General features: G+C 71.4%; 10 protein-coding genes. 6 read left to right on the top strand and 4 right to left on the bottom strand.

Annotated elements, in window-relative coordinates; all coding sequences use genetic code 11:
* Positions 1 to 42 precede the first annotated feature (42 nt).
* The 3 genes from BJ981_RS15880 (at position 43) to BJ981_RS15870 (ending at position 6,774) form a co-directional block, all read left to right on the top strand.
* Complete coding sequence (locus BJ981_RS15880; protein WP_184612132.1) at positions 43 to 2,784, top strand: hypothetical protein; 2,742 nt, start codon at positions 43 to 45, stop codon at positions 2,782 to 2,784.
* An 11-nt stretch (positions 2,785 to 2,795) separates the two neighbouring features.
* Positions 2,796 to 4,865: a UvrD-helicase domain-containing protein gene (locus BJ981_RS15875; protein WP_184612131.1), complete on the top strand. Its 2,070-nt coding sequence runs from the start codon at positions 2,796 to 2,798 to the stop codon at positions 4,863 to 4,865.
* Positions 4,866 to 4,935: 70 nt separating this feature from the next.
* Positions 4,936 to 6,774, top strand: a complete 1,839-nt coding sequence (locus BJ981_RS15870; protein WP_184612130.1) for a sigma factor-like helix-turn-helix DNA-binding protein — start codon at positions 4,936 to 4,938, stop codon at positions 6,772 to 6,774.
* Between the two features lie 174 nt (positions 6,775 to 6,948).
* On the opposite strand, the gene BJ981_RS15865 is transcribed toward BJ981_RS15870, so the two are convergent.
* Positions 6,949 to 7,377: a hypothetical protein gene (locus BJ981_RS15865; RefSeq protein WP_184612129.1), complete on the bottom strand. Its 429-nt coding sequence runs from the start codon at positions 7,375 to 7,377 to the stop codon at positions 6,949 to 6,951.
* 302 nt (positions 7,378 to 7,679) lie between these two features.
* On the opposite strand from BJ981_RS15865, the gene BJ981_RS15860 reads away from it, so the two are divergent.
* The 3 genes from BJ981_RS15860 to BJ981_RS15850 all read left to right on the top strand — a co-directional run bounded on the left by BJ981_RS15860 (position 7,680) and on the right by BJ981_RS15850 (position 9,607).
* Positions 7,680 to 8,258, top strand: coding sequence for a TOPRIM nucleotidyl transferase/hydrolase domain-containing protein (locus BJ981_RS15860; protein WP_184612128.1), 579 nt, complete (start codon positions 7,680 to 7,682; stop codon positions 8,256 to 8,258).
* Between the two features lie 238 nt (positions 8,259 to 8,496).
* Positions 8,497 to 9,198 (top strand): DUF433 domain-containing protein, encoded by a 702-nt coding sequence (locus BJ981_RS15855; protein ID WP_184612127.1) that lies wholly within the window; start codon positions 8,497 to 8,499, stop codon positions 9,196 to 9,198.
* On the top strand, positions 9,173 to 9,607 hold the full coding sequence (locus BJ981_RS15850) for a PIN-like domain-containing protein (protein ID WP_184612126.1): 435 nt from the start codon (positions 9,173 to 9,175) through the stop codon (positions 9,605 to 9,607). The genes BJ981_RS15855 and BJ981_RS15850 overlap by 26 nt, the downstream gene beginning before the upstream one ends.
* Before the next feature lie 340 nt (positions 9,608 to 9,947).
* On the opposite strand, the gene BJ981_RS15845 is transcribed toward BJ981_RS15850, so the two are convergent.
* From BJ981_RS15845 to BJ981_RS15835, 3 genes are all read right to left on the bottom strand, one after another.
* Entirely contained in the window at positions 9,948 to 10,556 is a 609-nt protein-coding gene (locus tag BJ981_RS15845; RefSeq protein ID WP_184612124.1) for a TetR/AcrR family transcriptional regulator, read from the bottom strand.
* Positions 10,557 to 10,628: 72 nt separating this feature from the next.
* On the bottom strand, positions 10,629 to 11,036 hold the full coding sequence (locus tag BJ981_RS15840) for a hypothetical protein (protein ID WP_184612123.1): 408 nt from the start codon (positions 11,034 to 11,036) through the stop codon (positions 10,629 to 10,631).
* A gap of 125 nt (positions 11,037 to 11,161) precedes the next feature.
* Entirely contained in the window at positions 11,162 to 12,391 is a 1,230-nt protein-coding gene (locus BJ981_RS15835; RefSeq protein WP_184616145.1) for a serine hydrolase domain-containing protein, read from the bottom strand.
* Between the last annotated feature and the right edge of the window lie 227 nt (positions 12,392 to 12,618).

Below are 12,618 nucleotides of genomic sequence, written 5' to 3'. Positions count from 1 at the left end.
AGACTATGGTCTCGTCAACGGAGTCACCGGAGAGGAAACGGGATGAACTTCTGTCTGAGTGATCTCGTGCCGCCTCTCCGATGGAGCGATGCGACGGAGTTCCCGCCGCTCCGCGACCAGCCCGACCTGCCCGACGCGTGGTGGCGCTCGGTCCCGGTGGGCCGGGTCTTCCCCGTGCTCGGCCCCGACGCGCTCGGCGAGCTGCTCACCGAGCTGGCCCTCACGCACTGGCCGGCCGCCGCGGTGGGGGACGTCCTGCCCGCCCTGCACGTCATGGACCCCGACGAGGCCGACGACCCCCAGGTCTCGATCGCGCTGGACCGTGTCGGCTCCTGGTCGGGCCTGCTCGCCCTGACCGGCCGCGAACTGGCCGACCAGCCCTTCGTCCGGGCCCGCCCCGTCCTGACCGCCCTGTTCACCGCGGTCTTCACCCGGCTCACCACCGGCCGCCCAGGCTCCACCGAGCAGCCCGGTTCCGCACAGGCCGGTTCCGGACAGGTGGGCCACGCACCAGCGGCCTCCTCGCAGGCCGACCCCGCGCGGGCGACCTCCCCGCAGGCCGACCCCGCGCCGGCGGCCTCCCCGCAGGGAGCCTCCGGGCCGGGCGAGGCGCCGCGTGAAGAACGCCAGGCGGCGGCCCAGGCCGCCGAGCCCGCTCCCGCGCCCCTGCCGCGGCTGCCCAAGCGGCAGCCCGCCTCGCGGAAGTCCCACGACCCGCTGGGGCTCGCGGCGGCGCGCATGGCCGAGGCCGCGCTGGAGCAGCACACGCCGGGCGGGCGCGACACGGGGGCCCGGCCCTCGATGTTCACCCCGCCCCCGCGCACGGACCGCCCCGCGCCCCCGCCCCCGCTCCCCGTCCCGGGCTTCGGCGTGGAACCCACGCCTCCCCCGCCCCCCGGCCCGGCGTTCGAGCCGCCCCCGTTCTCCCCCGAGCCATCCCCGTTCGCGCCCGAGCCTCAGCAGTTCACCCCCGAGCCGCCGCCGTACACCTCCGAGCCCGCCTCCTACGGCTACGGCGGCGAGCCCCCGTACCCGCCGGCGCCGCGCCCGTTCGTGCCCGATGCCGAGCCGTTCGACCCCGGCCCCTTCGGCCCGCCCCCGGCGGCCACCTACGACCCCGAACCGCACCTGTCCTCCCCCCAGGCCCCTCCCCCCGCCGCGCAGATCCCGCCCCCCGGACAGGTCCAACTCGCCCAGGTCCCGCCTGTCGACGTGCCGCCCGGGGCCGAGTCCCGGTCCCCGTCCCCCGACTCCATGGCCAATGGCGTACGGGCGGAGCCGTCCCGGGCAGAGGCCCTCGATCCGGCGGAGTCCTCCGCCGAGGACGCGGCACCGCCCGCCGAGAACCTCTCCCCCGGCGCCGAGACCCCCGCCGCCGAGGACCAGCCGGTGGAGTCCGTGGAGGGCATGGAGGGCATGGGAGGCATGGAGGCCGCTGAACCCCCCGACCTCCTCGCGCCCGCCGACCCACTCGGTCCCGCGGAGCCCGGCACGCCCGACGCATCCGACCTGCCCGACGCATCCGCCCTGCCCGGCGCGACCGGCCTGCCCGCGACGCCGGACACGACCGAGGAAGCCGCCGAGGCCCACGGGACGCCGTCCGGCGCGAGCGCCGGCGAGCTCGGCGCCGACCCCGACATCCCCGCGCTCATCGACGCGGCGTTCGCCGGACTGGACGACCAGACCTGGACGGTGGCGCAGATCCAGATCTTCACCGACGCGCCCGCCGCGCCCGAGGAGCTGGCCAAGCTGTTCGCCGTCACCGCCGACGACATCGTGGCCCGCGAGAACGAGCTGCGCGAGCGCCTCGCCGCCTGGCTGGACAGCCCGGAGGCCGCGCCGTACACCCAGTACCTGGAGAAGCTGCCCGGCGTGCTCGGCATCGCCGCGCCGAAGGCCCGCCTGGTCGAGGCCGCGCCGTGGCACACCAGGGAGCTGCGGTCCCTGGACATCCCCGCCTGGCAGTTCGTGATGGCGACCCTGCCCGGCTACACCGTCCAGGACGACTGGCTGGTCGCCGGGGACATCGCCGACCTGCGCGAGCGCACCTGCGGCTTGATCCTGAACGCCGAGCGGCCGCCGACGGTCGCGCGGGCGCTGGAGCTGGTCTCGACGCTCGGCATCCACCCCGAGGTGGCCAAGGAGTGGCTGGAGGACGTCCCGCAGCTCCGCATCCAGAGCTCCAAAAAGCCAGAACAGTCAGGAAATCAGGAGGCCGCGCAGGCCGAGGCGCCCGCCGAGCAGGAGGGGCAGGCGGCCGTCCCCCTCAAGGACGTGTCGATGACCCGCAAGTGCTTCCGGCACCCGGACGGCCTGTGGTGGCTCAGGATCGACATCGGCCCCGAGCAGCTCTCCGGCGCCGAGTGCCCCCTGCCCAGCGGCTTCGCCGCCTACCTCGGCATGTCCCCCGGCGACCGCCACACGGTCATGAGCGCGGCCGGCGAGATCGCCATCACCTGGCAGTCGCGCCCGGTCATCGAGTCCCTCGGCTCCCTGCTCGCCGACCTGGGGGCGGAGCCCGGTTCCGCCCTGTTCGTCACCGTGGCCGAGGAGGACCAGGTCCTGCGGGCCGGCCTCGTCCCGCCGGGGGCACCCGACACCGACAGCCGCACCCAGGCGCTGCGCCTGGCCGGATACACCGTCCCCGGCGGCGCCGAGTCCCTGGAGGAGACGATCCGCGTCCTCGCCACCCGTATCGGCATGACCGGCCCGGTGGGGCTGCCCGACGTGATGAACCGACTGCGCGAACGCGGGGACCGCGACCTGCTGTCCCTGATGGTCTGACAGGAGCCGTGGTGCCCCGGCTGGCGATCGCTCCCGAGGTCCCCCGGGATCTCGACGCCCTGGACCGGCTCCTGCGCCGGGACGCCGTCGTCGCCCTGCGCCGCTTCCTGCTCAACACCACCTCCGCCCCGCACCCCGAACGGGTGCGCAACACCCGCGACGCCCGCGTGGCGACGCTCCGGCTGGCCGACCGGCACCGCGGGGTGGTGGTCCGCCAGCGCGACGTGTACTGGATGCTCGCCGTGCTGCCCGACGCCGACGCCTGGTCGTTCGCCCAGCGGCACCGGTTCTCGGTCAACTCGGCGATCGGCGTGGCGGAGATCTGGGACGCCGACGCCCTGGACCGCGTCGAGCCCGCGCTGCGCCGCGCGGCCGGGAACAGCGAGTGGCGGTTGTTCGCGCACGTCTGCGACACCGACCTGCTCGGCCTCGGCGTGGACGCCGACCTGATCCCGCTGCTCCGGCTGATCACGACGGACGTCGCCCTCGACGCCCTGGAGCCGCTGCTCCCGGAGAGCCAGTACGCCCCCCTGGCCGTCCTCGGCCAGGGCGGCTCGATCGCCGACGCCTGGCGGGCGCTGGACACGCGCGTGGCCGTGCCCGCGCCGTCCGTGGACGTCACCGACCTGGTGTCCGCCCTGGAGCGCACGCCCGACCGTGCCGTCTTCATCCCCGACCCCGGCACGCTGGACCGCGTCCTCGGCGCCCCGCACTGGTGCACGTTCCTGTACCCCACCCAGCACCGCCTGGCCCACCAGGACCTCTACCAGGGCCCGGTGCTCGTCACCGGCGGCGCGGGCACCGGCAAGACCCTGGTGGCCCTGCACCGCGCCGGTCACCTCGCCCACGCGGGCGCCGGGCGCGTGCTGTTCCTGACCTTCTCGCAGAAGGTCGCCGACGACGCCGCCGCCAAGCTCGACCTGCTGGTGGACGACGCGGAGGTGCGCGCGCGCATCGAGGTCGGCAACGTGGACCGGCTGGCCCACCGCGTCGTCGCCGAGGCCGAGGGACGGCCCCCGCTGCTGGCCGGCCGCTCCGACCTCGCCACGCTGTGGCAGGAGGCGTCGGAGATAGCCGGCGACCCGCACGGCCCGGCCTTCCTGCTGCGCGAGTGGGAGCAGGTGATCCTCGCGCAGAACCTGTGCACCGTGCAGGAGTACCTGGTCGCCGACCGTCCCGGGCGCAGCGTGGGCCTGGACGAGGAGCAGCGCACCGCCGTGTGGAAGGCCATCGAGCACGTCACCGAGCGACTGCGCGCCACGGGCAGGCGCACGCTGCTCCAGCTCGCCGCGCAGGCGTCCACGCTGCTCGGCAGGACGACCGGCGACCTGCTCGGCGACGACGGGCCCCGGCGCGAGCCGTACCGCCACATCGTGGTGGACGAGGCGCAGGACCTGCACCCGGCGCAGTGGCGGCTGCTGCGCGCCGCCGTGCCGCCCGCGGCCAACGACCTGTTCATCGTCGGCGACCCCCACCAGCGGGTGTTCGACACCCGCGTGGCGCTCAGCGCGCTGGGCATCAAGGTCGAGACCCACCACCTGACCATCTCGCACCGCCTGTCGCACGAGATCCTGGCCTGGGGCGTCCGGCTGCGCGGCGGCAACGCGGCCGACGGCCTCGTGGACGGCGTCGTCGACCTGGTGGGCTTCCGGTCGATCCACCCGGGCGCCCGCCCGGCCGTCCGCGAGTACGCCTCGCGCGAGGCCGAGCTGACCGGCCTGGTCACCCACGTCCGCGCGTGGCTCGCCGAGGGCGTGCCCGCCGAGGAGATCGCCGTCGGGGCGCGGACCAGCGAGTACGTCCGCGGCGCCAGGACCGCGCTCGGGCAGGCCGGGATCAGCGTCCGGGTGAGCACGCTGCACGGGCTGAAGGGGCTGGAGTTCCGGAGGGTCGCCCTCATCGGCGTCGCCGAGGGCGTCGTCCCGGCCCCCGAGACGCTCACCCCGGCGGACGAGGACCCCACGGCCCGCGCCCACGACCTGCAGCGCGAACGCGGGCTGCTGTACATGGCCTGCATGCGGGCCGCCGAGAGGCTTTACCTGTCTTATTCAGGCCGGGCCAGTCCCTTTCTGCCACCATGACCCAATAACCTGAACCGCGGATAGGACTCCGTCTCGTCCCACTCCCAAGCCATATGCCGGTTGGACCCCCATGAATTTGAGCCTTAGCGACCTCGTGCCTCCCCTGCGCTGGACCGCCCCCGGACAGGTTGAGCCGATCGCGAGCGACCCACGCCTCCCAGAGGCGTGGTGGCAGGCGCTCCCGATCGACCGGGCCTGCCTCATCCTCGGGACCTCCCAGGTGGCGGCCAGGCTCGCCGACCTCGCCACGGCCTGCTGGGGGCACCTGCCGCTCGGCGACATCCTGCCCCTCGTCCGCATGACCGACCCCGCGGCCGGCCTGCGGACACCCGACGACAAGGACTTCGCGCGCACCCTGTTCACCGGCGTCCTGGAGCGCCTGCTGGCCTCCGAGACCCCCTCGGAGTCCGGCGCGGGCGCCGGCGAGCGGCCCATCATCGAGCTGATCGACGAGATCTTCGCCGCGCTCGACGACCGCCAGCGCGCCATCGCCAGAGACCGCGTGTACGCCGAGCGCCGCGCCACGCTGGACGAGCTCGCGCAGCGGTTCTCCGTGACCCGCGAGCGCATCCGGCAGATCGAGCGGGACCTGCGCGACCACGTCCAGGCCCGGCTCGCCACGCCGGAGGCCGCCCCGCTGACCGCCCACCTGGCCTGGGTGCGCGGCAGGCTCGGCTCCGCCGTCCCCGCCGAGGACCTGGCCGCCGCCGCCCCCTGGCACCGCGCGGACCTGACCACGCTCGGCGTGCCCGCCTGGCGGTTCATCCGCAGCCTGCTCACCGGCCACGAACAGGTGGACGGGTGGCTGGTCGCGGGCGGCGCCGACGAGCTCAAGGAGAAGACCCGCCAGCTCTTCACCGACGGCCCCGTCAAGCTGCCCGAGGCCGTCACGATGGTCGCCCAGCTCGGCGTGCGCGAGGACGTCGCGGAGGCGTGGCTCGCCTCGGTGCCGCAGCTCCGCGTCCTCGAAGGTCACGTGGTGCCGTGGCCGCGCAGCGTCAACGAGAAGGCCGAGGCCGTGCTGGCCGTCGCCGAGGCCCCGCTCAGCCCCGAGGAGATCCAGAGCCGCATCGGCGAGGACTACAGCCTGGTCGGCATCCGCAACCAGCTCACCGCCGACGACCGGTTCCTGCGCGTCGACAGGAACCGGTACGGGCTGACCCGCTGGGGCGGCGAGGAGTACATCGGCATCCGCGAGATGATCGTGCGCGAGATCGAGCGCGCGGGCGGCGAGGCGTCGGTGAACAGCGTCGTCGCCAACCTGACCGCGCGGTACGAGGTCAGCGAGAGCTCCGTGCGCGCCTACGCGGGCGGCCCCGGCTTCGAGCGCACCCAGCGCGGATGGATCCGCGTCGCCGCCCCCGAGCAGGCCGAGCCGTACCACCCGCGCCGCGACGTGTCGATGACCCGCCGCTCGTTCCGCAGCAGGGACGGCCGCTGGTGGCACCGCGTGGACGTCAACGCCGAACACCTGCGCGGCTCGGGCTCCCCCCTGCCCACCGGCTTCGCCGCGCACCTCGGCATGGCCCCCGGCGGCCAGCTCACCACCTCCACCCCCTCGGGCGACGTGGTCATCAGCTGGCACAACCAGCCGACGATGGGCTCGATCCGCGCCGTACTGGCCGACTACAACGCCGGCGAGGGCGACTCCATCTTCCTCACCGTCTCCGACGGCGGCGAACTCCTCACCCGCTTCCTCCCCCAGGCCGCCCCCGGCCTCCCCCCCATCAACATGGCCCTCCACCTCATCGGCTACACCGCCCCCGTCGCCTCGGAAGCCGAGGCCCTCCGCCTCATCGGCGCCCGCATCGGCCTCCCCGAAGGCGCCTCCCGCGAAGACGTCCTCACCCGCCTCAGAGACCGCGGCGACCGAGACATCCTCGCCTTCCTCGACCCCGAGGCCCCATGACCCCATCTCCCCGACCCTGCGCGTCACGACTCCGGCCGGGGTAGGTTTCGCCGGGAAGAGAAGAAGTGTTCCGGCCGGGGTTGTGTCGACCCACCCGTGCCGCGCCTTCGTGCTCGCTCACCGCGATCCCACCCGAGAAGCTCGCGGCCTCCGGCCGACGAACGGCACCTCGCCCTAAGGCTCGATGACGATGAAGGAGCCCTTGCCGCACGACGCGAAATTGTCAGGCAAGCGATCGTCACCGGCCTTGGGATGCTTTATAAACCATCCGCCCGTATCGATTGATTCGCCGATCGCGAAGGTGCCGACACCGGCAAGCCTGACACGAGTGCCACCGGACAAAAGGGCGGACCTCTTAGGAGCCACGACCACAGACTCCCCTATCGCGACGCAACCCAAGGGCGAGACACTCAAGCGGCCCGCGAACCCGACCCCCACCCTGACCTCACGATCGCGGTACACGTGAGGATCAATCAGCAAGGTGGACGCCGACAAGGCCGGCGCGGCGCTTGCCGATGACGCCGGTCTGGTGGGCGTCGTTCCGGCCACCGGCGAGCCGCCGTCGCAAGCGGCCAGAACCAGGGAGCCCATCAGGAATGACACGAGGCAAGCCGAAATCCCGGTTATTCCACGCACGATAAACCTCTCTCCGACGACAATCGTTCCATCTATCCAACCTCAAATAGTTTCCAGTCCGCATGAAGATACCTACGTCGCAGACAACGGCGGATGCGTTATGCGCGCCGTCGGTTACAGTGGCTCGCGCCGGGTTCACCCGTCAGGCATGGCCACCGCCGCCACCTCTCCCGACCCGGTACGACAGCCGGAGATCGCGATCTGCGGCTGATGATCTCCGCCGCGAAAAAGGGGATGAACCTATCCCTGTCCAGTGCGAGGCTGGGTTGGTGAGGGACGCGCACACCGTGGTCTTGGTCGAGGGAGTCAGTGACAAGTCGGCCATCGAAGCGCTGGCCGAACGTCGTGGCCGGAACCTGGCGGACGAAGGCGTCTCCCTCGTGGCGATGGGCGGCGCCACGAACATCGGGACGTACATCGGCAGATACGGCCCCGCCGGTCGCGATCTCAGGCTGGCCGGTCTGTGCGACGTCAGAGAGGAAAGCCACTTCCGGAGGGTGCTGGAGCGCGCCGGCTTCGGCTCCGATCTCAGCCGAAGCGATCTGGAGGCGCTCGGTTTCTTCGTCTGCGACGCCGACCTCGAAGACGAGCTGATCCGCGCCCTCGGCACCGCCACGGTCGAGCGCGTCCTGGACGCCGAGGGCGAGCTGGGCTCATTCCGCACACTCCAGAAGCAACCCGCTTGGCGCGAAGGCACCACCCACGACCAGCTACGCCGGTTCATGGGCTCGGGCAGCGGCCGCAAGATCCGCTACTCCGCCCTCCTCGTCGCGGCACTGGACCCCCACCACGTCCCGCGCCCACTGAACATGCTGCTGGCACACCTGTCAGGCAGCCGGAGCCGGTGATCTGGTCGTCGGCACGTGCGGGGATTCGTCGGTAGAACCCGCCAGCACCTGCTCGGTGGCGTCATCGTCAGACATGCCGGCTGCGACCAACCCATCCGCGACACCGCTCACAAACGCACTTCCCCTCAGAGCGCGCGCAGTGGCCCCTCGGCCTGCCGCTGCGAGTCTGGGCATGTAGCGTCCATACGCCCCCAGTCCGGCAGCGTTATCTGAGACGATGACGACTCAGGGGGTGACCATGGCGATCGATCGGTTCACGACACCGCTGTACGGCATCGCCGAAGCGGCGGGCTACCTCGCCGTGCCCTCATCCACGTTCTCCACATGGGCCTTCGGCTACCAGCGCCGCCAACGCGACGGACGCACAATTCATGGCAAACCCGTGATCACCGCCGCACGACCCGGCAGGCCGAACGAGGCCGCAGTACCGTTCATCGGTTTGGCCGAGGGGTATGCGTTGGCCGCCTTCCGGCAAGCAGGGGTGCCCCTGCAGCGCATCAGACCCGCGATCGACGCCCTTCAACGCGAACTCGGACTCGCACACGCCCTGGCCAGCAGGCGCCTGTTCACCGACGGCGCGGAGGTCCTGTACGACTACGCCGAGCACGCCGGCGACGAGTCCACCCGTGAGCTGGTCGTCGTCCGCAACAACCAGCGAGTGTTCTCCGAGGTCGTCGCCAGTTACCTACGCCTGGTTGACTTCGCCCCCGACGGTTACGCCCAGGTCATCACCCTGCCTCAGTATCGGACGGCCACTGTAACCGTCGACGCCGCCCACGCCTTCGGCCGCCCCCGATTCGCCCATGGCGGCGCCAAACTCGAAGACGTCATCGACCTGTTCCAGGCGGGCGAACCTGTGGACGCCGTGGCCGAGGAATATGGGCTCAGCAGAGAAGAGGTCGAGGACGCCCTCCGTGTCGCCACTCGAACAGCCGCGTAAGTTCTTCATCGACCGCAGCCTCGGCCGCGTGGCCGTCCCCCGACTGCTCCGCGCCGCCGGATGGGAATTGATCACTCTGGCGGAACACTACGGCGTCCCCGCCGACGAGCAGGTCGAAGACACCCGCTGGATCGAAGACACTGCCAAGCTCGGCTGGGCCGTGCTGATGAAGGACAAACGCATTCGGTACCGGCGTGCCGAGATCCAAGCCGTCATCGAACACCAGGCTCGCTGTTTCGTCATCACCCGTGGCGACCTGACTTCCACCGACTACGCCCAGCGCTTCGTCATCAACCAGGGAGCCATCTTCGCGGCCTCCCACATGGACGGCCCTTTCATCCACACCGTCCACGCCGACCGGCTGGAACCCCTGTATCCCCCCCGAGGCGAACCCGCTGCAGGACGATAAGCCCCGATATCACCGCCGACTGGATTCACAAGCAAGACTGGTATGTGGTGCCCGATACCGCTGATCGAGATTGCAAACGTGTGGCGGGGCGATCGATCAGCGATGGGCCGTTGCGAGGAGGCGTCGTAGTACGGCGTGGGCGGCTGGGCCCCACGTGGGCTCGCCGCCGCCGATACATTCTACCTCAGGCGGGCGTGTTATTGCTGTCGCCGAAGGCCGCCCGTTTTCTGGGTGGGATCGCGGTGAGCGACCACGGCGGCGCGGTACAGGTGGGCTCACGCGACCTCAGCCGGAGATTTTCTTCTCTTTCGCGCGGGTGAAGGTCGGTGTGGGGGTGGGGTCAGGCGGGGGTGGGGGTTTTGATGCCTTTGGTGCGGAGGTGGGTTAGGAGGAGGTCGAGGATGGCTTCCAGGTGGGAGGTGTCGCCGGTCGAGCGGAGTACGCTCACGCCGCCCTGGATGCCGGCGATGAAGGCCGCGGCCGTGCGGTGGGCGTCGAGGTTCGGGGTCACCTCGCCGTGTTCCTGCATGGTGGTGATGCCCCGCTGGAGGTACTCCTGCCACTGCCGGAGCAGCGTCGTGACCACCTCCGAGGCCCCGGGGACGCTGCCGACCTGGTTCATCAGCGATGCGAGGGGGCACCGGGTCCCCTGGGCGCGGTAGCGGGCGATGACCGCCTCGCGCCACTGCTCCCAGGAGTCCCACGAGTCGAGGGCGCTGAGGTGCGGTTGCTGGTCCTCCAGTACCCGGCCGGACTCGAAGCGAGCCACCTCCAGGAGGAGCTCTTCCTTCCCTCCGGGGAAGTAGTGGAAGAGCTGGCTCTTGCTCGTGCCGGTGGTCGCGCGTACGTCGTCGAGCGTGACGTCGCCCGGGTCGTCGCTGCGCAGATGCGCGGCGGCGCCTTCGATGATGCGTTGACGGGTCGCGAGCCCCTTGGCCGTGAACGCCATGTTCCGCAGCTTACGACCCATTCCGGCCCCACGCCGTGCGAGGCCGGCACGGCCGCGACCTTCACCTCCCCGTCACACGGCGTCGAGGGCTGCGGTGATCTTGCGGGTCATGTCGGCCATGGTGGGGCTGGGCTCGCCGCGGTGGGCCTGGGTGGCCGCGTCGACGGCCACGAGGACGGTGTGGCGGAAGTTGTCCGCCTCGGCCGGGTCCTGCTTCTTTAGCAGGTTCACGGCCGCGGTCAGGGCCGGCAGTACGTGGTCGGCGAGTTCGGCCACGGTCTTGCCGTTCAGGTTCACGCCCGTCGACTTCTCGGCGAGCACGTGCCCGACCGGGCCGGTCGCGGAGGCCAGGGCGATGGAGCCCGCGGTGGCCACCTTGTGGGGCGAGCCGCCGGCGCCGGCGGCCGCCAGCAGCGAGACGGCGCCGTAGGCGGCGGTCCGCAGGGTGAGCTTGTCCCGGTCGGTAAGGGTGATGGACATGGTCGTGTTCTCCTTCATAGGTGTTCTGAACGTCAGATGAACGGACGGATGGTGGAGGGAAGAGCCTTGCGGAACCTCGATGGCCCGGCCGCCGGAGGGCGGTCTATCGGGGCGCGGGCTCGGTGTCAGTCGTCGATCGCCTGGTAGAGCGTGGTCCAGAAGTCGTGCATGACCCGCGCCGCGTCCGGCGTGGACAGCCCGACCTGGGTGAGCAGGATCCCGATGACCTGGTTCTGCGGGTCGGCGTAGGTCGAGGTGCCGCTTCCGCCGTCCCAGCCGAACTGACCGATGGGCGCGTAGTCGCCGCGGTAGGTGCGCACCGCCATCCCGAAGCCCCAGCCGCCGTGCTGTCCTTGGCCGAACGACACATGGACGTTGTCGGTGGCCATGGCGGTGCGCGCGGCCTGCTGCTCGGCCGTGAGGCGGTTGGTGGTCATAAGCTCGACGGCGGGCCTGGACAGGATCCGCTCGCTGCCGTGCGTCCCGCGATCAAGCAGCATCCGGAAGTAGGCGTGGTAGTCATCGGCGGTGGAGACCAGCCCGCCCCCGCCGCCCTGGAACGCCGGAGGCTCGCTGTGGCGTCCCCCTTCGGCCGGGTCCCACACGTGGAACTCTCCGGTCCGCGGGTCGGGGGCGTAGAGGGGCGGCAGCCGGTCGATCTTGTCGGCGGGCACGTGGAAGCCGGTGTCCTTCATCCCCAGCGGTTCGAAGACGCGTTCCCGCAGGAACGTCTCGAACGACCGGCCCGTGACCCGGGCGACGAGCACGCCGAGCAGATCGTTGCCGATGTGGTACTGCCAGCGCTCCCCGGGCTGGTGCATCAACGGAAGCGTGCCGAGGCGGCGCATCCACTCGTCGGGCTCGGGCATCGGCTCCGGCCCCTGGGGCGTGAGCCCCCGCTCGAAGATCGCCCCCATGATCGGAGTGCCCAGCGACGTCATGTCCATGCCGAGCCCGAACGTGGAGGTCAGCACGTCCCGCACGGTGATCGGCCGCCGCGCCGGCACGGTGTCGTCCAGCGGCCCGTCGATCCGCTTCAGCACCCGCCGGTCGGCGAGTTCCGGCAGCCACGGCTCCACCAGGTCGTCCAGCCGCAGCCTGCACTCGTCGAGGAGGACCATCGCCGCCGCCATCGTGACCGGCTTGGACGTGGACGCCATCCGGAAGATCGTGTCCGGGCGCATCGGCGCGCCGCCGTCATGACACATCGTGCCGATCGCCTCGACGTGCGTCTCCTCGCCCCGGCCGACCAGGGCGACGAGCCCTGGGATCTTCCCGGAGTCGACATGCCGTGCCAGCACGTCGCGCATCCTGCGCAGCCCTGCTTCGGAGAAGCCGCCGTCGCCTCGTCCCATCATGAATCTCCTCGCTCAGGGCGTCCGATCACGTGAGAGCCGTCCCGGCTTGGCGCCCGTGGCATCCATCACCGTTCGGGAATCTCTGAACGCATGCGACGCTACATTGCATTCATAAAACAGTCAACACGCAATGAGGACTCCCCGCTCCTGTTCATGCCGGATGCCGCGGCACTGCTTTGCAATGAAAGTGACGCTGAATGCAATGGACGATCAGATTGCTTTGC

Source organism: Sphaerisporangium krabiense, from assembly GCF_014200435.1.
GTDB classification, from domain to species: Bacteria; Actinomycetota; Actinomycetes; order Streptosporangiales; family Streptosporangiaceae; genus Sphaerisporangium; species Sphaerisporangium krabiense.
Note: the sequence above shows the minus strand (reverse complement) of the source record. Positions and strands in the feature narration are given on the sequence as shown.

Coding starts and splice junctions, on each gene's coding strand:
- BJ981_RS15880 (WP_184612132.1), top strand. CDS start 43: ATGAACTTCTGTCTGAGTGATCTCGTGCCGCCTCTCCGATGGAGCGAT.
- BJ981_RS15870 (WP_184612130.1), top strand. CDS start 4,936: ATGAATTTGAGCCTTAGCGACCTCGTGCCTCCCCTGCGCTGGACCGCC.
- BJ981_RS15855 (WP_184612127.1), top strand. CDS start 8,497: ATGGCGATCGATCGGTTCACGACACCGCTGTACGGCATCGCCGAAGCG.
- BJ981_RS15845 (WP_184612124.1), bottom strand. CDS start 10,556: ATGGCGTTCACGGCCAAGGGGCTCGCGACCCGTCAACGCATCATCGAA.
- BJ981_RS15840 (WP_184612123.1), bottom strand. CDS start 11,036: ATGTCCATCACCCTTACCGACCGGGACAAGCTCACCCTGCGGACCGCC.
- BJ981_RS15835 (WP_184616145.1), bottom strand. CDS start 12,391: ATGGGACGAGGCGACGGCGGCTTCTCCGAAGCAGGGCTGCGCAGGATG.